The following is a 10044-nucleotide window of genomic DNA, read 5'->3' as shown; positions in this document are numbered from 1 at the left end:
GTTGTCGTAACGCGATTGGAAGGACATGACGGCGTCCGGCGAACCCGGGCGGGCATACACGGTCATCGATAACTCCCTGGTGTCGTGAAACTCGGATGAACTATCTCGTTTCGACTCACAACACTAGGGACCGGACAGTTGCAACAACGTTGCGTAGCAACCCAATAGGACGTCAGTGTGACACTGGTACGGATCTTCGCCTCAATTGACACTGGAGAAACCATCATTTGCAGGTGTCCGTTTTGCACGGGCAGGTCATAGCTTTCTGGCATGCGCCCACCGTCACGGCCCAGCCTCATGCAGCAGTCGGCCTATGCTCTTGGCCGGAGGTTGCCCGACACGATGCAAGACTGGGTACAGAACGACCTGATAGGACCAGGCGCAACCGTGCGACAGGTACGGCGATTCATGCTTCCTATTCTTGCAATGCTCTCATCGTTTCTGCTGCTCCCGGGGCCAATGTGGGTTCCGCTGGCGATGATGACGCTGTTGACTATTCCGGTGTTGTACTTCGCTGTGGCACTCGAGCGGATCTATCGGCGTCACCGGCTTCTGATTCACGGACTCGATCCGGACCTGCTCAACGATGATGCCCAGCGTCGAGCCGAGCAGTTGCGCGCAGACTACGAATCGCGCCACGGGAACCGGGCGGATGACGAACCCCGGACGTCAACGTAAGGTGCTGCGTCTTCAACCCTCGGAAAGAATATCTCGCGTGCTGGGTCGGAAATCCATCACGCTCGAGAGGTTCATGACCAACCAATTCGCCACCAATGACTTTCGACGTGTCTTCGTTCAGGTGTCGATACGGTTTGCCGTCCCAGTCCGTTCCTCGATAAGCGCAGACACTACTGGTGAGCGGCTGTGTGCAGAGTGCGGACCTCAACACCTGCCGGTGCGCCGGAAGGCGCACTACGTTCGCTCAGTTTCGTGTTCACCGGTGCGATCCCAATCGCCGCGTTTTCCACCGGTCTTACTCACTAATCTCACATCAGTGATGGTTGCGCACGGGTCGACCGCTTTGACCATGTCGTGTAGGGCGAGACTTGCCACTGCTACAGCGGTCAATGCCTCCATTTCGACCCCGGTCCGGCCAACACATCTCGCTGTCGCGGTCACGGTAACGCTTGACGTAGCCGGGACAAGTTGAACAGATACGCCTGTGAGCTGCACAGTGTGACACAGCGGGATGAGATCAGCGGTTCGCTTCGCCGCCATCACCCCTGCGAGTCGGGCGGTCGCCAGGGCATCACCCTTGGGTAAGTTACCGTCGGCGAGTAGAGCGATGACAGGCTCGGTGGTGTTGAAGACGGCCTCTGCCACCGCGACCCGTGTCGATCCGTCCTTTTCGGAGATATCCACCATGTGGGCGGCACCAGTCCGATCAAGGTGTGGCAGAGCAGGACTCGACTGCGAGTTCACGCCCGATACGTTGTCCCGCGCGAGTCGCGAGGTGTCGCCGGGAGTCACGATCTTAGCCACACGCGAACGAGGGACCCTGCTGGTACCAATGTCTGCTCCTCTAAGATCTCGATCAGTCCGTCGGCCATGGCTGCGCCGGCGACTCGGTTTGACCCCGCCGCATCGGCTGTCACCAGGCCGGCTCCGCACCGTCCGAATCGGTACTCGCGTTTACCTTCCGGCGACTGGAGGTCCTTCGCGAGCCTGCGCACCACGGTGGGTCGCGTAGACGCTGGATAACACATTGCCGCTCGCAGCGCTGGGCGTAGGAACACCTCGAAGGACACCAATGCACTCAACGGATTACCGGGAAAACACACGATCGGTGTACCGCGGTAGCGTCCGATCCCTTGCGGCTTTCCGGGACGCATCGCAACGGCACTGAAGCTGACATCGTGCTCGGAGAGCGCATCTCGGACTACCTCGTATGCGCCTGCGCTGACGCCGCCAGTTGTGAGGACGAGGTCTACGTCCCCGCACTTGTGATCGAGCACCTTCCGGAAGTGGTAGGAGTTGTCCCCAAGCGTAATCGTCTCGACGACCTCAGCGCCGGCCGACGTTATCTCGGCTGTGAACATGAGGGTGTTGGTGTCGTAGATTTGGCCGTCTGCCAGGGCGATGCCCGATGGAACAAGCTCGTTGCCGGTCGAGATCACAAGAACGCGAATCCGCGGAACCACCATTACCTCAGCGAATCCTAGGGCGGCGAGGAGGGCTAGCTGGGGGCCCTGCAGAATCGTCCCGGAACGCAGTGCTGCCGCTCCTTCCGCAATATCTGAGCCTCTCTTGCGGACGTTGGCCCCGGCTTTCACCGCCCGAAGAAAGCTGACCCGGCCGCTATGCGGAAATCCGGCACGTTGCACGATGAGTTCGCGGGGAACAACGGCGTCCGCTCCTGCGGGCATCAATCCCCCTGTCATGATCCGGTGCGCGGTCCTCGGCGCGAGGGTCATGAGCCGAGTGTCGCCGGCTGGCGTATCAACGAACACCGAGAGAGAGACCGGATGCTCGTCTGCAGCTCGCGCAAGATCCGACGATCGAACCGCGTAGCCGTCCATCGCCGAGTTGTCGAACCCAGGAAGGGCCGCCGGAGAGATCACGTCAGCAGCGAGCACTAGCCCGCAGGCTTTGGAGAGCGGAACGCTGACCGGCGTGGGCTGTGGGATCAGGGCCCTGACGAGACTGCGGTGTGCTTGAACGCTCCTCACGCTAGGCCGGTCCTCATCCGCCGGCCACCGCAGGAATAACGGCAATCTCGTCGTTATGGCCAACGGGTGTCAAACCGCCCTGCTTCGCGTCGCTGCCATTGACCCAGACCCGCGAGTGCTGGAGGACATGCTCGAACTTCGACCCAAATTGGTTGACCGCGAAACGAAGCGCTTCCTCGAGTGTGGCGCCAGGCACAATCGTCTGACCGGTCCCGGCCACCTGGCGCGCTATGGCAAACATAACTATTGTGGGCACTGCAGTAACCCCTTCCATGATTTAGCCACCGATGTAGGACATCTCGATCCGCGGCGTCCGTGGCGTGTTGGTGGCTCTCAATTCGGAGTAGCGGTCGTCCCGGATCGACCACGCCCTGGCCATTGCACCCCTGAGGACGTCGTCGGATTCCGATCTCGCGAGATCTCTCAAAGAGACGCCGGCGCTGGCAAAGAGGCACGTGTACATCGTGCCGTCGGCGGAGATCCGGGCACGACTGCAACTGCCACAGAACGGCTGCGAAACAGACGAGATGACTCCGATCTCACCGCTACCGTCACGATATCGGTACCGCGTTGCCACCTCGCCGGGGTGGCTCGGGGGGACGGCATCTAGCGGATGAACGCGGGAAATGGTCTCGAGGATGTCCGCTGCTGGCACCACCTCTGCGCGATTCCAGCCGTTTGTTGCCCCGACGTCCATGTATTCGATGAAGCGCAGCACGTGCGGAGTGCCACGGAAGTGTTCGGCGAGTGGTAGAACACTTCCTTCATTGAGTCCCCGCCTAATCACCGCATTGACCTTGATCGGGGCCAAGCCGGCGTCCTCAGCGGCGCTAATCCCTGCAAGAACGTCGCGCACCGTGAAGACGCTGTCGCTGACTTTGTGAAAGATGGAATCGTCGAGAGAATCCAGGCTGATGTTGACCCGCTTGAGGCCGGAGTCCGCGAGGCGGTCCGCCAACCGGGGCAGGAGAACTCCGTTTGTCGTCATGGCGAGGTCGATGTCACCGAGCTGCGACAGGGAACGGACGAGGTCGTCGATGCCGCGTCTCATCAGTGGTTCACCGCCCGTGAGCCGGACCTTGCGAACTCCCAGAGCGATTCCGGCTTCTGTGATGCGGACGATCTCACGAAACGTCAGAAGCTCGTCGGATTTCAGAAACGTATGGTCTGGGCCGAACACTTCACGGGGCATGCAGTATCGACAGCGAAAATTGCACCGATCGGTAACCGAGATCCGGAGGTCGCGCAACGGCCTCTTGATGGTGTCCGTTGCCACTGGCTGCGTGGGGGTCGCCATTACTTTTCCCCTGCACCATCGCGGTGGCGGGCATCCCATTGTGCTGCCGCTTCGATCACCGACTGGATCTGCGTCCCGGTCTGAACCCACCCCGTCGATGCGATTCCGTGTTCGAGCTTCCACACCGGTACACAGCATTTCAGTAGGTCGATGCAGAAGCGTGCGGCCTCGAAGGCGCTGTCGCGGTGGGGCGCTGAGATCGCCACCGCAACGCTGGCCTCGCCGAGTGCGACAGTACCGGATCGGTGCACGATGGCCGCACGCCCGAGGTCATCCCACCGGCGATGCGCTTCCGCGATCACCTCCTCCAGCTTTTGGCCGGCGAATCGTTCATAGACCTCATAGGTGATGGCGGTGACGCCGGTGCGTTCGGAGGATTCGTCTCGTACCGTGCCGGTGAAGCAGACCACGGCGCCGCAATGAGGTGCAGTCACCCATTCGGTGACGGCGTTGACGTCAATGGGCAGGTTGGTGATTTCCACTCGTTTTCCGTCGTGCCGCCGCGCGTATGATTCCACTGAGACTTCAGTCATCGTGTTTTCCTCCGATTTGGCGACTGTGAGTGGAGATCCCGTCCGGCCGGGGAGGGGGCTGCGCCCGGCCGGACGGGGAGCGAGGGGCAAGAGTGGGGCTTTCTTCGGGGGCGTGCCGGGTCAGAATTGGCTGAAGTTCGTCATGGCCTGGCAGCTTCGAGCAGATGTTCGCGGCGGTTGAGCTTGACCCGGGGGCGGCCTGACGCTTGTCCGAGTTCGACTTCGCGGGCGTCGATACGATCCCACGCGTCCCATGACACCCACTGAACGTTCCGGGTTGTGAGGACGTCGTATATGGCTTCCGGTTGAGGACTGTGGAGTGCAGGCAGGTCTTCCTTTTCTCCTTGATCAGACAGGAGGGTGCGGACCGTCTCGTTTGCACAGACCTTGTTTGTGCCAATGATTCCTTGAGGCCCGCGCTTGAGCCAGCCCGTCACGTACCAGGGCAGCCTGTCGGTGAGGGAATTCGGTTCGACTATGCGCCCTTGCGTGTGTGGGATGGTCGCAGATTCGCGGTCGAAGGGGAGATCGGCGAGCGGCAGTCCTCTGAATCCGACAGAGCGAATCACCATGGAGACAGCGAGGGATACGGTATTGAGTTCGTCTGCGGGATTTACCGTGCCGGTGTCAGTACCGCGGAGGTCGAGTGCTTCGACCGCGCGAGTTCCGCGGATCGCTGTCGGCTGGTAGCCGAAATGGAAGTGTATGCGCCGGCCGGCTCCCTCCGGGTTCGTGCGGGCCCATTTCCGGAAGAGGTCAAGGGTCATCTGGGATGCGGGGGGTAGGTCTTCCGAATTGTCACTGGGAAGGTCCTTTTCGTCCACAACAATGTTGACGCCCGGTAGCGAGTCGAACTCGAGAAGCTCCGCAAACGAGAACTTCGCGTCCTTGAGCCCCCTTCGTGCCACGATGTGTACCGTGTGAATTTCAGTGATGTCGAGAATTCGGAGGACGTGCGGCGGTATATCGGTGTCCGCCAGTCCCGATGCACCCTTCATGATTATACGAGCGATATCGAGTGAGACATTCCCGGCACCGATCACGGCAACGGCGCCGTGTCTCATTTCGAGAGCCTCGGGGGCGTCGGGGTGGCCGTTGTACCAGGAGACGAAAGAGGAGGCCGCGATACTGCCCCGGAGTTCTTCGCCGGGAAGGTCCAGCTTGCGGTTCCCGGGACATCCGGCCGATACGATCGTAGTGTGGTACATGGCGTCGAGGTCAGCGCGTGTGATATCGACACCGTACTCGACGTTTCCGAAGAATCGAACCCGCTCGTCCGACAGTATCTTGTGGAATTTCTGGGAAACAGATTTGATTTTGAGATGATCAGGGGCCACCCCGTATCGCACCAATCCGTAGGGTGCAGGGAGCTTGTCGTAGACATCCACAGCATCGACCTGGCCACTTCGCAGGAGATCTCCGACCGCGAAGATGCCGGAAGGTCCGGCACCAATAACAGCTACTCTCATCGGGTCTCGCTTGTCAGACATATCTGGCGTTTCCATTCAGGGAGGTTGGTGGGGCGATGCGTTCAAGTGTGTCGCCCGAATTGGTGTCGTGACACCTACATTTGCTGGTGCGGCGACTTAATGGTCAGGGTGGACGGTCAGATCCTCGGCTGAAGCTGGATCCGATATCAGCACACGAATACAGGCTTCGCGGAAGTCCAGCTCGTCAGAAGCTTCGGTGGCCGGCTCGGGTGATTTACCGCCGGACCCTAAAGCTATCTCCGTCGTTGAGCCATCATGGAGAACGGACACCTCCAGACTCGATGGTCGGTAGTCGAGAACGATCAAGGCGGCTGCAGCACCCGAGTGATGTTCGACTTGGTGAAGTCCGTGCCGGATTGCGGCGAAGACTGCTCGTTGTCCGTTCTCGTTGATCGAGCGGGGAGTACCTCGGGTGATGACGTCCGCGAGCACCCCGGTGCGGTCGGTGAATTCGCGTGCATAGCGCGAGACCACATCCGGGATCTCCGGTAGCTCGTGCAGAATATTCCGCATGGCCTCTCGAAGGCACGCCGAGGCCGCCTCGACGGATTGGACTATCGATGCAGCATGTAACGATGTCGGGTGGCCCTCTGGCGCAAGTGTTGCGTGCATGTCTTTCGCCGCCAGAGAGACGGTGAAGAGGATCTGGTTGGTAGCGTCGTACAGTTCAGTTGCGACGCGAAGTCGTTCGTCCATCCCCGACCGCTGGGGCATGTGTCGTGCTGTGAGCAGGTGCGGTGAGGCATTGATAGCAAACTGTCGAAGCTCCGCCTCGACACGCTCATCGAGAAGTTCACGGTTGCGAGTGCAGACGAGAACTGTTCCTAGATGAATGGAGCCAATCTCTATGGGACAGCTGGCGAGATGGCTAATTCGCTTGTCGCAGAAATGGTCTGCGAGTACTCGGCCGAGCACCGAACTGTTTGGTTTGGCGCTCCCACGTGGCCCTGTGGGCGTGTTTACGCGCGTCCCCAAGAGGTTTCGGCGTGCACCGTCGACAGCCACAACGGTCATAACGCCGCTGTGATCCGCTAACACGACAGCGCAAAGTTCACACCCCGTAGCGCGTTTGAGCTGCTGCGTCAAATCCCGAAGCAGCTCCGAGCGGGTGTTGGTAGGGGTCGTCGCGGCTCGACTACCGGCTGATCGATCTCCGGGAAACAAGGGCGGTGTTGCGGTCATCGGCACTTCCTGCGGAGAATCGCCTACGAGGTGCAGCGGCAGACAGGTGCGGTCGTCAAATGACCTGGCACCACCACACCCGTCTGACAACGTCGTTAGCCGCTGATCACGAACAACTTCTTGAACGGCGACTTCACCGTCCAGGTGGACTGCGTTCCCTTGGCGAACGAAGCAACGTCACCGGCAGTGAGTGTGACAACCTCACCCGACTCGAGAGCGATCTCCAACTCACCGTCCAGCGCGTGGATGGTTTCGTCGTTACCGAACGGGTACGGGAAGCTGTCCGGCTCACACTTCCAGAGCCCCACAATGAGCGTGGAGTCGTCGGAGCCGTTCGATCGGATCCAGTGAACTTCGCCGACCGCGTCGCCGTCGACGAGGAAAGGCTCGTACTCGGTCGCCGCCACCGTCGAGGCAAAGTACTCGGTCTTGGTGCTGTTCTCGGTCATTCTTCTCCTTCTTATGGGTGAATCAGATTCCGGAGTCAGGCGTTTCGGCCGTCATCGGGAGAGGTTGAACCTCGACGAGAGCGTGCTGGTACTGCGGTGCACGGCCGAGGTCGTTGTAGTCGCTACTGGTCACCGCGTTGACGGTTGACGTGCCGCGTGACTTCATCGCCCAGTAGCCGTACGGGGCAACGATCGTAGACTGGTGCAGGTCGGAGTTGATGATCGCCTGGGCTTCGAAGCAGCCATGCTGATTGAAGACGCGCACTCGTTGACCATCGGTGATTCCGCGTCGCTTGGCCTCTTCCGGATGGATCTGAATGTGCTGTTCGCCTTCGGCGGTGCTCTGGCGCTCGATGTTGGCGTACTGGGAGCTGATGAAGGAATGCCCGCGGGGTGTCACCATCCGTAACGGATGCGCGCTGTCACCGGGCTCATCGTGGTAGGTCGGTACCTCGGGAATAGGTGTGTCGCCTTGGCCCTCTTCGTAGCCCTGTCGGAATACCTCGGCGACGCTGTCGGTGACACCCACGATCCTCAGCTCGACTTTTCCGGACGGGGTTGGAAAGTTCCCGTGGGCGTAGGGAGCTTCATCGGGTCCAGGGATGGCGAGGCGCGCAAAGCCGATCTCTTTCAGCTTTTCGAGGGTGATGCCTTGCAGCTGCGGCGCATCCCAGTCGAGACTTTCGAACGCGATCTCCTCGTCGGTGAGCTTGAACCAGGGATCGTCGAACCCCATACCAGCGGCAAGTCGGCGGAAGATCTCAGAGTTCGGCACCGCCTCCCCTCTGGGTGCGATGGATGGCATGTTTATGCCTACGTAGGTGTGGCCCCATGAGAACGCGAGATCGAAGTGCTCGAGGATCGTTGTCGCCGGTAACACGATGTCCGCATAGCGGGCGGTGTCGGTGATGAAGTGATCGGCAACGACGGTGAAGAGGTCGTCTCTCTGCAGTCCTTGCGCCACCTTGTTCTGCTCGGGGGCGGTGATGAACGGATTGCCGTTGCACACCATCAATGCCTGGATCGGTGTGCGAAGTTCCAAGTCGCCGGTCAGGGCGCGCCCGAGTTTGGTGATGTTGACCGTCTGCGTTCCGGGTCGGATCCACTGCGTTTGCGACAATTCGGCCCAGCGCACGGGAAAGGCGAACAGCGTGAGGTCGTGGGTGCCTCCGCCGGGGTAGCGCCATGCGCCGACCAGCGCGGGAAGACTATAGACCGCGCGGAAGGCCTGGCCGCCCTGGGCATGATTCTCGAGGGCCGTGCCGACGCGGATACTCGACGGCTGTGTGCTCGCATACTCGCGGGCGAGGGTGCGTATGTCGTCGGCGGGTACCTCGGTGATGTCAGCGACGCGTTCCGGCGTGAACTCGGCCGCGCTGGCCCGGAGTTCCTCGAATCCGGTGGTGTAATTCGCAATGTAGTCATCGTCGGTGAGACCTTCGGAGATGATGACGTTCATCATCCCGAGCGCCAGGGCGCCGTCGGTGCCGGGTTTGATCTTGATATGCCAGTCGGCCTTCTTCGCGGTCCGGCTTCGGTACGGGTCGATGACCACTAGTTTGGCGCCGTTCTTGCGCGCCTTGAGGATGAACGGCATGAGGTGGATGTGCGAGGACATGGGGTTGTGGCCCCAGACGATGATGTACTTGGCGTGCACGATCGCCTCTGGATCCGTCACCGCGGTGCCGTTCGTGAGTACGAAGGCGTTTCCTCGTGTGGAGGTGCAGAAGGTGCGTTCGCAGATCGAGGCCCCCAGTCTGTGCATGAACGGATCCATGACATTGAGGCCGTTGACGAGGTGTTGGTTACCGAGGTAGCCGGTTGGCAGTATCGCCTCGGCTCCGAACTCGTCACGGATCTGCCGGAACTTCTCGCAAATGGTCTCGATCGCTTCGTCCCAGCTGATGCGTTCGAATTCGCCTTGGCCCTTGGGCCCTACCCGGCGCAGTGGGTAGAGGACTCTCTCGTCGTGATAAACCCGCTTCTCGAAGTCATTCACCTTCGGGCACAACCCCCCTCGTGTGAACGGATGTGCCGGGTTGCCCCGCACGTGCGTCGCGACACCGTCCTCGACGGTGACGAGGATCGAGCACGTATCCGGGCAGTCGTGGTGGCAGCTGGATAGGACCGTAACGGGGTTCGGAGTAGTCACGACGTCGCCTCCAAGGGCTCGGGTAAGTCGACAGACGAATATGGCCTCACGGCCGCCTCCGCCACCGATTTTGGTCTTGAATCAAACCTACTGCCAGCGCATTCACGTGAACACCTGCAAATGCAGTTGTCGTAACGCCTGGGGCCAACGCGGTCAGGGGGCTTGGTGTTACAGGGTTTTGAGTTCCTCGGTGACCTCGGCGACCGACTTCTTCGCGTCCCCGAACAGCATGGAGGTGGTGTCGGCGAAGAACAGTGGGTTGTCGATGCCGG

At 60.7% G+C, this 10044-nt stretch carries 11 protein-coding genes; 1 reads left to right on the top strand and 10 read right to left on the bottom strand.

Annotated elements, in window-relative coordinates; translation table 11 throughout:
- Positions 1-270: 270 nt before the first annotated feature.
- Positions 271-678: a DUF5313 family protein gene (locus tag ACFWAY_RS51830; RefSeq protein WP_378516269.1), complete on the top strand. Its 408-nt coding sequence runs from the start codon at positions 271-273 to the stop codon at positions 676-678.
- Between the two features lie 234 nt (positions 679-912).
- Here ACFWAY_RS51830 and moaC read toward each other — a convergent pair whose 3' ends face one another.
- The 10 genes from moaC to ACFWAY_RS51780 form a co-directional block, all read right to left on the bottom strand.
- A complete protein-coding gene (gene moaC, locus ACFWAY_RS51825) occupies positions 913-1473 on the bottom strand; it encodes a cyclic pyranopterin monophosphate synthase MoaC (RefSeq protein WP_378516271.1) in 561 nt (186 codons plus the stop codon).
- Complete coding sequence (glp, locus tag ACFWAY_RS51820) at positions 1467-2669, bottom strand: gephyrin-like molybdotransferase Glp (protein ID WP_378516268.1); 1203 nt, start codon at positions 2667-2669, stop codon at positions 1467-1469. The genes moaC and glp overlap by 7 nt, the downstream gene beginning before the upstream one ends.
- Positions 2670-2682: 13 nt before the next feature.
- Entirely contained in the window at positions 2683-2910 is a 228-nt protein-coding gene (locus ACFWAY_RS51815) for a MoaD/ThiS family protein (protein ID WP_378516267.1), read from the bottom strand.
- 36 nt (positions 2911-2946) lie between these two features.
- On the bottom strand, positions 2947-3966 hold the full coding sequence (gene moaA, locus ACFWAY_RS51810; RefSeq protein WP_378516266.1) for a GTP 3',8-cyclase MoaA: 1020 nt from the start codon (positions 3964-3966) through the stop codon (positions 2947-2949).
- The gene (locus ACFWAY_RS51805; protein WP_378516265.1) at positions 3966-4448 is read right to left on the bottom strand and encodes a molybdenum cofactor biosynthesis protein MoaE; all 483 of its coding nucleotides are present in this window, start codon (positions 4446-4448) and stop codon (positions 3966-3968) included. Before ACFWAY_RS51805 ends, moaA begins: the two co-directional genes overlap by 1 nt.
- A 191-nt stretch (positions 4449-4639) precedes the next feature.
- Positions 4640-6004, bottom strand: a complete 1365-nt coding sequence (locus ACFWAY_RS51800) for a pyridine nucleotide-disulfide oxidoreductase (protein ID WP_378516264.1) — start codon at positions 6002-6004, stop codon at positions 4640-4642.
- 81 nt (positions 6005-6085) lie between these two features.
- Complete coding sequence (locus ACFWAY_RS51795; protein WP_378516263.1) at positions 6086-6685, bottom strand: hypothetical protein; 600 nt, start codon at positions 6683-6685, stop codon at positions 6086-6088.
- A gap of 581 nt (positions 6686-7266) precedes the next feature.
- The gene (locus tag ACFWAY_RS51790; RefSeq protein WP_378516262.1) at positions 7267-7620 is read right to left on the bottom strand and encodes a cupin domain-containing protein; all 354 of its coding nucleotides are present in this window, start codon (positions 7618-7620) and stop codon (positions 7267-7269) included.
- Positions 7621-7642: 22 nt separating this feature from the next.
- On the bottom strand, positions 7643-9772 hold the full coding sequence (locus tag ACFWAY_RS51785) for a molybdopterin-dependent oxidoreductase (RefSeq protein WP_378516261.1): 2130 nt from the start codon (positions 9770-9772) through the stop codon (positions 7643-7645).
- 168 nt (positions 9773-9940) lie between these two features.
- The coding region (locus ACFWAY_RS51780) for a hypothetical protein (RefSeq protein WP_378516270.1) at positions 9941-10044 on the bottom strand (104 nt) is incomplete at its 5' end.

It is taken from the genome of Rhodococcus sp. NPDC059968 (assembly GCF_042738615.1).
Classification (GTDB): Bacteria; Actinomycetota; Actinomycetes; order Mycobacteriales; family Mycobacteriaceae; genus Rhodococcus_F.
The sequence above is the reverse complement of the archived record's forward strand: the minus strand, read 5'-3'. Positions and strand labels throughout refer to the sequence as shown.